General features: G+C 71.0%; 9 protein-coding genes. 3 read left to right on the top strand and 6 right to left on the bottom strand.

Translation table 11 applies throughout. The annotated features are described in order from the left end of the window. Window positions 1-115: 115 nt before the first annotated feature. The 3 genes from mhpA to CHR28_RS01920 are packed head-to-tail and all read right to left on the bottom strand — an operon-like array spanning window position 116 to window position 3,879. Window positions 116-1,747 carry a bifunctional 3-(3-hydroxy-phenyl)propionate/3-hydroxycinnamic acid hydroxylase MhpA gene (gene mhpA / locus CHR28_RS01930; protein WP_094051620.1) on the bottom strand — a complete coding sequence of 544 codons (1,632 nt, stop codon included), beginning with the start codon at window positions 1,745-1,747 and terminating at the stop codon, window positions 116-118. A gap of 7 nt (window positions 1,748-1,754) precedes the next feature. Beyond that, on the bottom strand, window positions 1,755-2,705 hold the full coding sequence (locus tag CHR28_RS01925) for a fumarylacetoacetate hydrolase family protein (RefSeq protein WP_094051619.1): 951 nt from the start codon (window positions 2,703-2,705) through the stop codon (window positions 1,755-1,757). Between the two features lie 28 nt (window positions 2,706-2,733). Continuing rightward, on the bottom strand, window positions 2,734-3,879 hold the full coding sequence (locus tag CHR28_RS01920; RefSeq protein ID WP_094051618.1) for a VOC family protein: 1,146 nt from the start codon (window positions 3,877-3,879) through the stop codon (window positions 2,734-2,736). Between the two features lie 135 nt (window positions 3,880-4,014). Here CHR28_RS01920 and CHR28_RS01915 point away from each other — a divergent pair, with 135 nt between their 5' ends. After that, complete coding sequence (locus CHR28_RS01915; protein ID WP_094051617.1) at window positions 4,015-4,650, top strand: TetR/AcrR family transcriptional regulator; 636 nt, start codon at window positions 4,015-4,017, stop codon at window positions 4,648-4,650. A 149-nt stretch (window positions 4,651-4,799) separates the two neighbouring features. Here the strand turns inward: CHR28_RS01915 and CHR28_RS01910 are convergent, their stop codons facing one another. Together CHR28_RS01910 and CHR28_RS01905 are read right to left on the bottom strand one after the other, a co-directional pair. After that, complete coding sequence (locus CHR28_RS01910) at window positions 4,800-5,807, bottom strand: D-cysteine desulfhydrase family protein (protein WP_094051768.1); 1,008 nt, start codon at window positions 5,805-5,807, stop codon at window positions 4,800-4,802. A 152-nt stretch (window positions 5,808-5,959) separates the two neighbouring features. Continuing rightward, window positions 5,960-6,787, bottom strand: coding sequence for an SAM-dependent methyltransferase (locus CHR28_RS01905; RefSeq protein ID WP_094051616.1), 828 nt, complete (start codon window positions 6,785-6,787; stop codon window positions 5,960-5,962). A gap of 214 nt (window positions 6,788-7,001) precedes the next feature. On the opposite strand from CHR28_RS01905, the gene CHR28_RS01900 reads away from it, so the two are divergent. Further along, window positions 7,002-7,577 (top strand): dihydrofolate reductase family protein, encoded by a 576-nt coding sequence (locus tag CHR28_RS01900; RefSeq protein ID WP_094051615.1) that lies wholly within the window; start codon window positions 7,002-7,004, stop codon window positions 7,575-7,577. A 124-nt stretch (window positions 7,578-7,701) separates the two neighbouring features. Here the strand turns inward: CHR28_RS01900 and CHR28_RS01895 are convergent, their stop codons facing one another. After that, on the bottom strand, window positions 7,702-8,412 hold the full coding sequence (locus tag CHR28_RS01895) for a helix-turn-helix domain-containing protein (protein WP_094051614.1): 711 nt from the start codon (window positions 8,410-8,412) through the stop codon (window positions 7,702-7,704). A 239-nt stretch (window positions 8,413-8,651) separates the two neighbouring features. On the opposite strand from CHR28_RS01895, the gene CHR28_RS01890 reads away from it, so the two are divergent. Beyond that, on the top strand, window positions 8,652-12,737 hold the full coding sequence (locus CHR28_RS01890) for a discoidin domain-containing protein (protein ID WP_094051613.1): 4,086 nt from the start codon (window positions 8,652-8,654) through the stop codon (window positions 12,735-12,737). The last annotated feature ends 60 nt before the right edge of the window (window positions 12,738-12,797 follow it).

Genomic DNA, 12,797 nt, shown 5'->3' with positions numbered 1-12,797 from the left:
ACGACTCGCCGCGGGAAGAAGTCGCGTGAAACACGCAACTGACCGGCGCGAAGGGCGGATTGGGCCCGCCGGCTTATCCCCGCCGGCCCCGGGGCAGGTGGCCAGAACGACCAGGTCAGGCCGACGGCGAGGGTGATCCGTGGGGTGGTGCCGTTGCCCGGCCCGGACGCCCGCCCCGACACTCGGCGCCCAGACGAGCGAAGGGTCTGCGCGTCGGGCAAGGGGTGCGTGTCGTGTGCAGAAGCGGCGCCCAGGCCGCCGTTCCGGTGAACTCGTGGCCCCCGGCAGGCACGATGTCCATGACGACGCGGTCGGGGCGCAGCAGGACGGCGTCGGCATGACCGGCGCGCAGCCAGGCGGCGAGTGTGCCGTCGTCGCCGAGACCGTGCACGGAGAGCGACCGGGCCCCGAGTCCCTGGGCGAGGGCACTCAGCGAGGGCGGGGGTTCGGTGCCGGTCAGGATGGTGAAGGAATCGCCGAGCAGCTCGTCGAGGCGGGTACGCCGCCCTCCGGCGGTGATCCATGGTTGCGGGCAGTGTGTGCCCACCAGTCCCCTGCCGAGTCGGCGCCGGACCAGAGGCCCGGCGGTCAGGGGCGGACTGAGGTCGCGGCCGGCCGCCGCGGTCAGGCCGGGTATGCGGCAGGCTGCGGCCAGGAGCCCGCGGCGCAGCGCGGCGGCGTCATCCTGGCCGCCGGTCATGGCCCAGCCCATGGCCACCGCTAGCCGGATCACATACCGGGCGTGCGGCTTGCGCTCGCTCTCATAGGTGTCCAGCAGACGCTCGTCGCCGCCCTGTCGGAGGACGCGGGCGAGCTTCCAGGTGAGGTTGTAGGCGTCCCGCAGGCCGGCACACAGCCCTTGTCCGACGAACGGCGGGGTGAGGTGGGCGGCGTCGCCGAGGAGGAAGACCCGTCCGCTGCGCCATCGGTCGGCGACCCGGGCCCGGAAGGTGTACTGCGCTTCGCGGACGATTTCGAAGTCCCCGTCGTAGGAGGGCGGCAGCCATGGGGCGATCAGTTCGCGCACCGGCCTCTGGGCGTCCCCGAGGCGGAACTCCCAGCGGTAGCGGTCCTCGCCGATGCGCATGAAGGTCGCCGGCCGGTCCGGGTCGCAGACCTGGTCGACGCCCTCCCAGGAGCGGACACCGGCCTGGGTGCGGACGTCGATGACCGTCCAGCGCTCCTCGAAGCGCAGGTCCTCCCACACGGCGCCGATGGCGTCGCGGGTGAGGCCGTTGGCGCCGTCGCAGCCGAGGACGGCATCGGCCCACAGGGGATGGTCGCCGTCGTCGTCACGGTAGGTCACCCGGACCGGGCCGTCTCCGTCCTGCTCGATGCCGACGACCTCCACGTCTGCGCGCAGTTCGCACTCCTGGTGCCGGGCGAGGGCGTCGCGCAGCAGGCGCTCCAGCTCGGGCTGGTCGAACATGCTGGTCTGCGGGTAGCCGTGGTGGCCGTGCTCGGTGCGGCGGAACTCGGCCATCACCCGGTGCCGGGCGTCCAGCAGCCGTAGCCCGTTGGCCGGGCGGGCGATCGCGGCGAACTCCTCGCCGACGCCAGCGGCCTGGAGGATTCTGCGGACCTCGTCGTCGGTCGCGACGGCGCGCGGGAGGGGGTAGACGTCCCGATGGCGTTCCAGGATCAGGGTGCGGACTCCGCGCCGGGCCAGGAGGAGGGCGGCGGTCACGCCCACCGGTCCGGCGCCGATGATCACGACGGGCACACGGGCGGCTTCGTCGACGGTCATGCGCGGCTCACCTCGGGTGCTGGTCGGCGTCCGCGACCGGCGTGCGCTGCTCGCCGAGGTCGATCCGGCCGTCCGGGGTCGCGATCGTCGCGGTGATCACGTCACCGGCATGCAGGTAGTGCGGGTTCTTCGCCTGCGACCTGAAGAACGCCTTCCACTTCACCGCGGGCGGCAGCAGCGCGCCGATCTTCTCGACCGGCTTCGGCGGAGCCTTCAGGGCCGTGCCACCGGGTGTACCGGTCAGCAGCAGGTCGCCGGGGTCGAGGGTCTGGAAGCGGGCCAGCAGGGTGAGAGCCTGCGCCGGGCGGACGATCATGTCGGCGAGAGTGCGGTCCTGGCGCAGCTCGCCGTTGACGCTCAACTTCAGCCGCAGATTCAGGAGATGAGCGAAGTCCTCCGGCTCCAGCAACGACAGGTACGGACCGGTCGGGGTGAAGGTCGGGTACGACTTGCTCTCGTAGAACTGCGTCTTGGTCAGCTGGACATCGCGCGCGCTGACGTCGTTGGCGACCACCAGCCCGGCGACGTACGACGGCAGGTCCCGCTCGTCGACGACGGTGCCGATGGGCAGGGGCGCGCCCATGACGAGCCCGAGTTCGATCTCGTAGTCGAGGAGCTTCACATGGGAGGGCCGGACGATGCTCTCGTGCGGTCCGCTCACCGAGCCGGACGCCTTGCGGAAGAAGGCGGGCGGGATGTCGCCGGTGAAGCCTGAATCCCGGGCGTGGCTGCGGTAGTTGACCATCTGGGCGACCACGCGGCAGGGGGTGGTGACCGGTGAGAGGGCGACCAGGTCGGTGACGGGCGTGCCGGTGTCGGCCGACCGTGTCGCCTCCCGGACGGCGGCCCGGTCGGCGATCAGCTCGGCGGTGGTGTCGGCCTTGGTGTCGACGGGAATGGCCCGGTCGCCGCGCTGAACCCACCAGCCGTCGGCGGTGCGCAGGACGTTGGTGCTCATGTCAGTACCTTCGTAAGGGGGTTGTGGTTCAGGACCTTGTGGCCTTGAGGAGGCCCAGCAGGCGTGCCGGATCCAGTTCGTTGTCGCCGCGCAGTGCCTCGATGACGTCACGGACCCGCTGCGGGGACGGGCTCGCGCCGAGGAAGTCGCGGGTGGCCGGCGGGCCCCACTGGGCCAGCCCGCTGGTCGACATGGGGGCCCACCCGGGCTCGACGTCGCAGGTGAACAGGTCGCCGTCGGCGAAGTGCTCCAGCATGAAGCGGTCCGGGTCGCGCCAGTAGTCGAACAGCTGGCTGCCCTGGATGTGCCTGCCGATGCCCCAACTGCGCTGGTAGCCGCGCTCCTTGAGGTACTCGCCGCCCGCCGCGATGGAGTCGAGGTCGGTGACCTGGTAGGCGGAGTGGACATAGCCGGTGCCCGGCCCCAGGTGCATGGCGAGGGTGTGGTGATCGGCCGGCACGCTGCCCAGGTCGCAGCGGACGAACGCCATCGTCGGGCCGCGGTCGCGCTGCCCGTCCAGGAACAGGAAGTCGGACACGATCATCCCGAGGGTGTCCAGGTACCAGTCCAGGGCCCTCCCGAACACCCGCGTCTCCAGCACCACGTGGCCCAGGCGCTGGATGCGGGAGGGTTCGCGCGGTGGACGCTGGGTGGCGTTCGTACGGCGGTGATCGGTGCCGAAGTTGAGCAGCAGCGGCTGCTGCTCGGGCAACGCCGGCAGTTCCTCCCCGCAGTGCACGACCCGGACCGGGAAGCCGGAGGGGTCGAGCAGCCCGACCGCCTTGCCACCGCCGGGCACGTCCGCGTCCCGCACGGACGTGCCCGTCTCGCGGGCCAGCCGGTCCAGGTCGGCCCGTCCGGCGGCCCGGAAGACGGGGCCGATGAAGCGGGACGTGCGCCCTTTCCGGATCACCATGCAGGGTGACCCGGCGAAGGTGCCGCGCAGCCACAGCTCACGGTCGGTGCGGGCGGCGATGCCGAAGCCGAAGTCACGGGCGAAGACCTCGGCGCGGCCCAGATCAGGCTTCTCGAACTCCAGCCAGGCCAGGTCGGCCACCTTGATCACCGGGTTCCGGGAACGGCCGGGGTGTTCGCCGCGCAGGGCGCCCTGCTCGCTGTGGAGGTCCTGGTGGGGCGTGATGACGTCGGCCCTGTCGACGCGGGTTTCAGACATGGTGCCCTCCGAGCGAGACGGCCTTGATGAGGAAATCATCAACTATGAGTTTTTCATCGTCAAGACGCTCACGGCGATGAATGATGAATCCATCAGGACTGCGATGGTCATCGTCCCGCCGGTTAGACTCTGCGCATGCCTACGTCAGCCCCGCCCAGCAACCGGTTCGAGCGGCGTCGCGCGGAGACCCGGCGGGCTCTCGTACGAGCGGCGCGGCAGATACTCGCCGAGAGCGGGGACACGAGCGCCAGCATCCAGGCGATCGCCGAGCGTGCCGACGTCGGCTTCGGCTCCTTCTACAACCACTTCGAGTCGAAGACGGAGTTGTTCGAGGCCGCGGTGCAGGACGCGCTGGAGGAGTTCGGCCAGACCTTCGACGAGCACCTGACCGGGATCGACGACCCGGCGGAGCTGGTGGCGGCCGGCTTCCGGTTCAGCGCTCGCCTGGCCGAGTCGCACCCCGAGCTGATGCAGGTGCTGCGCCGCCGCGGTCTCGGGCACCTGTACTCGGACAACGGCCTGGCGGTCCGGGCCCTGCGCGACCTCCGGGCGGGCATGGCCTCCGGCCGTTTCACCGCCCCGGACGCGACGGTCGCTCTCTCCGCGCTGGGCGGGACCCTGCTGTCCTTGGTGGAGCTCAGGTTCGCCCGCCCCGACGTGGACGGCGACGACGCCGCGGCGAATCTCGCCGAGATGGTCCTGCGCATGCTGGGCGTGCCACCGGACGACGCCCACGAGGTGGCCCGCCGGCCACTGCCCGACCTCGCCTGATCGACGGGCGACGAATGACAACCGGCGGCGAACGACCGACGGCGGACGATTGACGGCCACCGGCCGACGACAGGCGACCGACGACAGGCAGCCGGCGGTCGCGCTCGGCGGCCGGCGATTGGCGCCGCGCCCGCCGCGTGCGCAGGGTCTCAGCCGAACACGACGGCCGCTACGTCCGGGTGACCGAAGAAGCCGGGGAGACCGCCCGTGTGCATCAGCACCGTCGCCTCACCAGGACGGATCTCCCCGTCGCGGACGGCGGCGCGCAACCCCGCGAGGGCCCGGCCGGTGTAGACGGGGTCGAGGACGACGCCTTCGCACCGGGCGGCCAGGGACAGGGCCTCGGCCGTCTCGGAGGTCAGGGTGGCGTAGCCGGCGCCGACCTGGTCGGTGCGCACGCGGAGGTCCTCGGCCGGAGGCGGGTCCTCGGTCAGCGCCGCCGCATAGGTGCCGACGACTGTGCGCACTCCCGGCCGCGCGCCGGTGTCCACCCCGAGGACTCGTCGGGCTCCGGCGGCGGCGACCAGTCCGGCCATCGTGCCGCCCGAGCCGAGCGCCACGACGATGTGCCGCACCCCGGGACTCTGCTGGAGTATTTCCCTGCCGGCTTCCAGGTAGCCTCGCGCGCCCAGGACGCTGGAGCCGCCGAAGGGGATCACGGCGGGGTGCGCCCCGGCCCGGCGCAGTTCCGCGGCGGTTTCGCGCGCCCTCGCGTCCAGGCTCTCGGCGTCCGCGTCCCCGGCCCAGACCAGGCGGGCGCCGAGGAGGCCGTCGAGCAGGAGGTTGCCGGAGGGCGCGGCCGGTGCTTCGCCCGCGAGGACCAGGACCACGTCCAGGCCGAGGCGCGCTCCCACCGCCGCGGTCAAGCGGGCGTGGTTGCTCTGGGCGGCACCGGTGGTGACCAGGGTGTCGGCGCCCTCGGCGAGTGCACCGGCCACGGTCCACTCCAGCTTGCGGATCTTGTTGCCGCCCCCGGCGAGGCCGGTGAGGTCGTCGCGCTTGATCCACAGGTCGTCGCCGCGCAGCCCGAGGGCCTCGGCGAGCCGGGGAGCGGGCTCCAGCGGAGTGGGCCAGGTGCCGAGCCGCAAGGGCGGAAAGGACGGGGCGGGCGCGGGGACACCGTGGTCGGGTCCGGATCCGGTCGTGGAGGATTGCATGCCCACCACTCTTCCCTGCCCTGCCTGCTTCTCTCACGCCCGGGCGATGACGAACCGGCACGGCCAGGGGGTGGGCTTGTCTCCCCCGGTGGCCGTCTCTCTCCCCCCGGCTCACACCTCTGGAGCTCCGGGCCACCAGGGCTTCCGGGCCGCTACGGCTTCCGGGCCATGCCTGCGGCGATGAGGTGTTCCCAGACCGTGAGCTCGCGCTGTTCGCCGCTGTTCCACGGACTGTCGGACTCGTCGGGACGCCACAGGGGCGCGGGGACGATCCCGGGGTCGACGATGTCCAGACCGTCCAGCAGGGAGGCGATCTCCGTGTCCGTGCGCCACCGGCCGCGGCCGAACGTCTGCTGCAGGACCTTCTCGGCCTCCCTGGTCTCCGGGTTGTTGCCGGAGCGGAAGTGGCTGATGAAGAAGTGGCTTCCGGACGGGACCTGGTCACGCCAGTAGCGGACGATGCCGGCCGGGTCCTCGTCGTCGTTGACGTGGTGGAGGATGGCGCTGAAGATGACGGCGACGGGGCGGGTGAAGTCGATGATCTCGAGCGTGGCGGGGTGCGAGCGAATGCCTTCGGGGTCGCGCACATCGACCGCCACCACGCGGGTCCGGTCGTTCTCCTCCAGCAGCGCGCGGCCGTGGACCAGCACTTGGTCGTCGATGTCGACGTAGACGACCCGGGACTCGGGAGCGTGCCGTTGCGCGACCTGGTGGACGTTGTCCGCGGTCGGCAGGCCACTGCCCAGGTCGATGAACTGCCGGATGTCCGTGGTCTTGGCGATCTGTCCGACCGCCCGGGTCAGGGCCGCGCGGTTCGCGAAGGCGATGGCCACCGAGCCGGGCAGATCCCGTTTGAACACGTCCCCGATCTCCCGGTCCACGGCGTAGTTGTCCTTGCCGCCGAGCAGGTAGTCGTAGACACGGGCGATGCTGGGCTTGGTCGGGTCGATGGCCGAGCCGTCGTAACTCATGGCAGCCATTCTCCCCGGCAACATCGCTTGCGCACGCCTGTTTTCGGCACTCTGGCCGGCCCACTGCGGCCGCACGGCTTCACATGCCGACGCAGGCCGGAGGGCTCCCTCAGGCGGTGGGCCGCAGTGGTTCCCACGCGATGTTGTCGTTTCCGTCCAAGACACCCGTCCCGGCCGCGCCTAGCCTGATCCCAGGAGCTCGGCCCGTGATGAGGAGACACAGATGCGTAAGTTGGTCTACACCGGATTCATGTCGCTCGACGGCGTTCTGGACTCGCCCGGTGGGCCCGAGGAAGGGCACCGCAGCGGCGGCTGGGTGGTGAAGGACCTGGAGTTCGTCCCGGAGGCCTGGTCGCTGAAGGCCGAGGAGCTCGCCGACACCACGGCGCTGATGTTCGGCCGCAGAAGTTACGAGGCCTTCGCGGCCGTCTGGCCCGGCTCGGAGGACCATGCCGCCTACAAGGAGCTGCCCAAGTACGTGGTGTCGAGCACGCTGCCGGACGACGCCCTCGTCGACGGGTGGGGGCCGTCGACGATCCTGCGCACGACGGAGGACGTCGCCGCGCTCAAGGAGACCGAGGGCGGCTCCATCTACATCCACGGCAGCGCCGAACTGGCGCGGCGGCTGTCGGAGGCCGGCCTGATCGACCAGTACAACCTGCTCGTCTTCCCCGTCCTGCTCGGCGCCGGCAAGAGCCTGTTCCACCGGGCCGACCAGGACAAGCAGATGCTGTCCCTGCGGGAGTCGGAGAGCTACTCCAACGGAATCCTGAAGCTGATCTACGACGTCAAGCACTGACCTGGCTGGGGGCCGTTCGGCGCAAGGTACTGACCCAGCTGGAGGCCGGCCGGCGTAGGACGCGCAAGGCACTGACGCGGCTGGAGCGGTCCCGTAGCGAAAGGCGCTGCCCCGGCTCGATGATCTACGAGGTCACACGCTGACCCAGGTCGAGCGCGATCGCTCCGCCCCTGCCGTCGCGCAGATCCCCGGCGGTGCGACCCACGTAGGCGCGCAGCGCCCGGGCGAGGTGCGGCTCGTCGAAGTAGTCGAGCTTGGCGACGACGTCGGCGGCCACGTCCCCGGCCGCCAGCAGTTCCGCCGCCGTACGAGCCCGCTCGATCTGCCGTACCGCCCCCCGCGTCAGACCCGTGGCTGCCCGGAAACGGCGCTCCACAGTACGTGCCGACACCGTCGGTTCGTGACCTCGCAGCACTTCGGCGACGAGCGGGTCGCGCACCACGATCCCGGCTCTGACCAGCCGCTCCACCAGGGCCTCGGCGTCATCGGCACCCGGGGTGTGCCAGCGGGTGCCGTCCAGCCGGAACGTCCGGCGAGTGGTGTCGGGGAGTTCCACGCCGCCGTCGACCAGCTCCGGTGCGGGCAGGGCCCGCAGCGAGGTGCCCACGGCGAACTCGATGCCGGTGAATGCGGCGCCCTCCGGGACGGGTGCCGTGCTCGCCCGGGTCTCCGGGCCGGTGACGGCCGCGTAGGACCGGCCGTCCTGGTCCCAGAAGACCAGGCCCCAGCGCACGCCCGCGACGGACGTCATCGTCGTGACCTGCTCGCTGGTGCAGGTCCATACGCTGTCGACCCACGGTGAGTCCGACTGGCGTGTCTCGAAGCGCAGCTCCACACCCGCAGGGTACGACGGGCGCGGCGCAGGGCACCGGCCGAGGACCCATCCCGCGCGGCCCGCGGCGTTCGCTTCAGCAATGGTCTGCGAATGTCGCTCTGCCGGCGCGGCAGGCAACCGTGCCCCAGGGGTTGACAGGGAACGCTGGGCGACACAGCCTTTGGCAACGTTGTCATCCGGTTCGGCGCGGGGCGTGCGGAGCCGGTTCGGCTTGCGCTTTTTGATGGGACGTCACACTCATGACCGATCTCTCGGGTCCGTCGCGCCTTCCGTCGCGACGGACCGTTGTCACCTCGGGGACCACGCTGCTGGCCGGGTTCGGCCTCGGTTCCGTGCTTCCCGCGCCGCATGCTGCTGCCGCCCCCACCGGCGCACCGGCCGCACCCGCCACCCCCGGCGAGCTGGCCCTTTACCGACCCGTCTCGGTCTCCTCCACCGCATACGCCGCCACGCCCGGCTCATTCGTCGTCGACCGCCTCGCCTCCCCCGGCGTCAGGGGCAGCGGATGGCGCGCCGAGGGAGGTGACCCGCAGTGGATCGCCGTCGACCTCCAGGGGACCTGCGAGGTCACCCATGTCCGTCTGACCTTCGAGGCGGATGCCTCCGACCCGGTGTACACGCCCCCCACCAGCGGCAATGTGCACAGCGGCACCACCGGCGAGGAGATCCAGTCCAGCTACTCCCTGGTCTTCGTGGTCGAGACCTCCCTCGACAACGAGTCCTGGACCACGGCCTACCGCACGACGGCGGGCACGGGCGGGGTGGTGAACGTCCAGTTCCCGCGCCCGGCCCGGGCCCGCTGGGTGCGCATGACCTCACAGAAGCGCTCCAGCCCCCTGCCCCTCGGCCTCAACGGCTTCGAGGTGTACGGCACCGCCGAGGGCCGTCGCCCCTCGGCAAGCGGCTGGACCGACTGGGGCTCCCATCCCGGCAAGGCGCCGAAGCTGCAGGTCGCTGAGGACCAGACCGTGCCCGTGGAGTCGGGCTGGCGTCTGACCATGGACGACTGGGCCGACGCGGACGGCGCCGGTCTCTCGACGACCTCCGTGGACACCAGCACATGGCTGCCCGCGACCGTTCCCGGCACGGTGCTCGGCTCGCTGGTGGAGCAGGGCAGACTGCCCGACCCCGTGGCGGGCCTGAACAACCTCCGCATTCCGGAAGCCCTGTCACGCCACGCGTGGTGGTACAAGCGGGACTTCGCGCTGCCGAAAGGGCTGCGGACCGGCGCCGGACGGCATGTCTGGCTGGAGTTCGACGGCGTCAACCACAAGGCCGACGTGTGGCTCAACGGCCGGCAGGTCGGCGATCTGACCTACCCGTTCGCCCGCTCCGCCTTCGACGTCACCGGGCATCTCGACGCGGACGGCGAGAACGCGCTCGCGGTACGGATCACGCCGATGCCGGTGCCCGGCAGCCCGGGTGACAAGGGCCCAGCGGGCGAGGCCTGGGTCGACGCCGGCGCACAGCAGATGAACCTCAACTCCCCAACGTATCTGGCCTCCTCGGGCTGGGACTGGATGCCGGCCGTACGTGACCGCGCGGCCGGCATCTGGAACCACGTGCGGCTCCGGTCGACCGGGCACGTCGTCATCGGCGACCCGCGGGTGGACACCGTTCTGCCGAACCTGCCCGACGTGTCGGTCGCCGAGGTGACCGTCGTCGTGCCGGTCCGCAACGCCGGCGACCGCGACCACCGGGCGACGGTCACCGCGGCGTTCGACGGCGTGCGGGTCTCCCGGAGCGTCACCGTGAAGGCGGGTCAGAGCGTCGACGTCGTCTTCGGGCCCGACGCCTACGCCCAGTTGAGGGTGCGCGACCCCAAGCTGTGGTGGCCCAACGGCCTGGGCGAACCTCACCTGCACGACCTCACCCTGACGGCATCAGTCGACGGCCGGGAGAGCGACCGGCGCACCACGCGCTTCGGGCTCCGCCAGTTCGGCTACGAGTACGACACACCGCTGCCGTTCACCGCGTCCGGTGACGCCTACACGCAGACCGTGACCTTCGACCCGCAGCAGGCCCGTCACGTCCGGATCCGCTGTCTGACGCGCGCGACCTCCTGGGGCAGCTCCCTGTGGGCCCTCTCCGTCGGCGACAGCGCCCGGCCGGGCGTCGACCTGGCCCTGCACGCCCCTGCCGAGGCGTCCACCACGGACCAGGACGACCACGGAGCGGGCAACGTCACCGACGGCGACGCCGGCACTCGCTGGTCCTCCGCCTTCGAGGACGACCAGTGGATACGCGTCGACCTGGGCTCCACGCAGTCCTTCGACCGCGTCGACCTGACCTGGGAGCAGGCGTACGCGAAGACCTTCGTCGTCCAGGTCTCGGCGAACGGTTCGGACTGGACGGATGTGAAGTCCGTGGACAACGGGGCCGTCCCGCTGCCGTTCGGCAACGGCAACGCCAGTCTCCAGGTCGAGGACTTCGACCGGCGCACCGCGCGCTATGTCCGTCTCAGTTGCGGCCTGCGCAACACGAGTTGGGGCAACTCGCTGTGGACCTTCAGCGTCATCGACCGGAGTGACCCGGGCACCGATCTCGCCCTGCGCCGGCAGGCCACCGCCTCCACCGAGGAGTCCGACCACCCCGCGTCCCACGCCACCGACGGTGATCCCGGCACCCGCTGGTCCTCCGCGTACGAGGACCACCAGTGGATCCAGGTCGACCTCGGGTCCTCGCGGGCGTTCGACCGCGTGGCCGTCGTCTGGGAGAGCGCGTACCCGAAGACGTACGTCATCCAGGTGTCCGACGACGGCGAGTCCTGGACCGACGTGAAGTCCGTGGTCAACACCCCCGATCCGCTGAAGATCAGCGTCAACGGGATCCGGGTGCTGGCCCGCGGCGGCAACTGGGGCTGGGACGAACTGCTGCGCCGGATGCCCGCCGAGCGTATGGACGCGGCCGTGCGCATGCACCGTGACATGAACTTCACCATGATCCGCAACTGGGTGGGCAGCAGCGACCGGGAGGAGTTCTTCGCCGCCTGCGACCGGCACGGCATTCTGGTCTGGAACGACTTCCCCAACGCGTGGGGCATGGACCCGCCGGAGCGCGAGGCGTTCATCTCGCTCGCCCGGGACACCGTGCTGCGGTACCGCATCCACCCGAGCGTGGTGGTCTGGTGCGGCGCGAACGAGGGCAATCCCCCGGCCGCCATCGACAAGGGCATGCGCGACGCGGTGCAGGACCAGGTGCCGGGTCTGCTGTACCAGAACAACTCGGCGGGAGGAATCGTCACCGGTGGCGGCCCGTACGGCTGGGTGGAGCCGGAGAAGTACTTCGACCCCATGACGTACGGCAGCAAGGACTTCGGCTTCCACACCGAGATCGGTATGCCGGTGGTCTCCACCGCGGCCAGCGTCCGTGCCATGACGGGCGACGAGCCGGAGTGGCCCATCGGCGGGGCCTGGTACCACCACGACTGGAGCGAGCGCGGGAACCAGGCTCCGCAGAACTACAAGGCGGCCATCGAGGCACGCCTCGGCGAGTCGGGAGACCTCGACGACTTCGCGCGCAAGGCGCAGTTCGTCAACTACGAGAACACCCGGGCCATGTTCGAGGCCTGGAACGCCCATCTGTGGGACAACGCCTCCGGCCTGATGCTGTGGATGTCCCATCCGGCCTGGCACAGCACGGTGTGGCAGACGTACGACTACGACTTCGACGTCAACGGCACGTACTACGGCGCCCGTTCGGCCTGTGAACCGCTGCACGTCCAGGCCGATCCGGTGAACTGGCAGGTTCTCGCCGTCAACCACACGTCGAGCGACCTGCGCGGAGCGACCGTCAGCGCCCGGCTGTTCGACCTGGACGGGCGTCGGCTCGGCACGACCAGGACGGCCCGGCTGGACGTCGCGCGTGCGGCCACCGCGAAGGCCTTCACGGCGGGGTGGACGGACGACCTCCCGGATCTGCATCTGCTGCGGCTCACGCTGACGGACGCGAAGGGCAGGGAGGTGTCTCGGAACACCTACTGGCGCTACCGCGACAGCTCGGCCCTGCGCACGCTGAACAAGGTCAGGCAGGTGAAGCTGACCGGTGACATCAGCAAGGTGTCGCGCTCCGGGGAACGTCACGAGCTGATGGCGACGGTCCACAACCGCGGGTCGGCGGTGGCCGCCATGGTCCGGCTGTCCCTGCTGGAGGAAGACCGGGGCCGCCGGGTGCTGCCGACGCTGTACAGCGACAACTACCTGTGGCTGCTGCCCGGCGAGTCCAGCCGCGTCACCGTGTCCTGGCCGTCCGGGGCCACTTCGTCACGGCACCCGGTGCTGACGGCGCAGGCGTACAACAGCGCACTGACGACGCTGCGCGCCTGAAACCACCCGTGTCCTGGCCCGTCTACCGGGCCAGGACACGGTTTCCGCGGGCGGACGTGG

It is taken from the genome of Streptomyces sp. XY006 (assembly GCF_002237655.1).
In the GTDB taxonomy this organism is placed as follows: Bacteria; Actinomycetota; Actinomycetes; order Streptomycetales; family Streptomycetaceae; genus Streptomyces; species Streptomyces levis.
The sequence above is the reverse complement of the archived record's forward strand: the minus strand, read 5'-3'. Positions and strand labels throughout refer to the sequence as shown.

What these genes read in the sequence shown, in the direction of transcription:
- mhpA (WP_094051620.1), bottom strand. Translation starts at nt 1,747, where the DNA reads ATGACCGTCGACGAAGCCGCCCGTGTGCCCGTCGTGATCATCGGCGCC.
- CHR28_RS01925 (WP_094051619.1), bottom strand. Translation starts at nt 2,705, where the DNA reads ATGAGCACCAACGTCCTGCGCACCGCCGACGGCTGGTGGGTTCAGCGC.
- CHR28_RS01920 (WP_094051618.1), bottom strand. Translation starts at nt 3,879, where the DNA reads ATGTCTGAAACCCGCGTCGACAGGGCCGACGTCATCACGCCCCACCAG.
- CHR28_RS01915 (WP_094051617.1), top strand. Translation starts at nt 4,015, where the DNA reads ATGCCTACGTCAGCCCCGCCCAGCAACCGGTTCGAGCGGCGTCGCGCG.
- CHR28_RS01910 (WP_094051768.1), bottom strand. Translation starts at nt 5,807, where the DNA reads ATGCAATCCTCCACGACCGGATCCGGACCCGACCACGGTGTCCCCGCG.
- CHR28_RS01905 (WP_094051616.1), bottom strand. Translation starts at nt 6,787, where the DNA reads ATGGCTGCCATGAGTTACGACGGCTCGGCCATCGACCCGACCAAGCCC.
- CHR28_RS01900 (WP_094051615.1), top strand. Translation starts at nt 7,002, where the DNA reads ATGCGTAAGTTGGTCTACACCGGATTCATGTCGCTCGACGGCGTTCTG.
- CHR28_RS01890 (WP_094051613.1), top strand. Translation starts at nt 8,652, where the DNA reads ATGACCGATCTCTCGGGTCCGTCGCGCCTTCCGTCGCGACGGACCGTT.